This is a genomic window from Enterococcus spodopteracolus, assembly GCF_030441955.1.
In the GTDB taxonomy this organism is placed as follows: domain Bacteria; phylum Bacillota; class Bacilli; order Lactobacillales; family Enterococcaceae; genus Enterococcus_B; species Enterococcus_B spodopteracolus.
Window position 1 is genome coordinate 1 of record NZ_JARJHD010000104.1, and the last position, 462, is coordinate 462.

The window sequence follows — 462 nt, forward strand, 5'->3', positions numbered from 1 at the left end:
TCATCAATAGACTCTGCTTTCTCCATCGCTTTTTCAATCTCATAGTCTAAATCAAATTTTTCGTTTTCCATTGTCTAAGCACCCCGACATCTGTTATGATGCTAAAAGATACAGAGGGTATCGAAAAACCACGCGTGGGCATTCTCTGTGTCTTCGGGGGCTTTGTGTCCTCGTTGAAGTAGTCGAGTGTTTACGCACTCGGCTTCTTTTTTATTCTGAAACTAAAATTGCTTCGTTACCTGTTGCTCGTTCCCATCTCTCAATAATTACATCACAAAATAGAGGATCTAATTCGAGAGTATAACAAATACGTTCCAACTGGTCACAGGTCATTAATGTACTACCTGAGCCACCAAACAAATCTAAAACGATATCTTGTCTTTTAGAACTATTTTTTACTGGTATAGCAATAAGTGATAATGGCTTTTGCGTCGGATGATAATATGCGTTCACATCATCTTT

The 462-nt window shown here is 38.3% G+C and carries 1 protein-coding gene; it reads right to left on the minus strand.

The features are described 5' to 3' along the window. Positions 1-210: 210 nt before the first annotated feature. On the minus strand, positions 211-462 hold a 252-nt coding region (locus P3R27_RS14760), incomplete at its 5' end, for a DNA methyltransferase (RefSeq protein WP_301357613.1).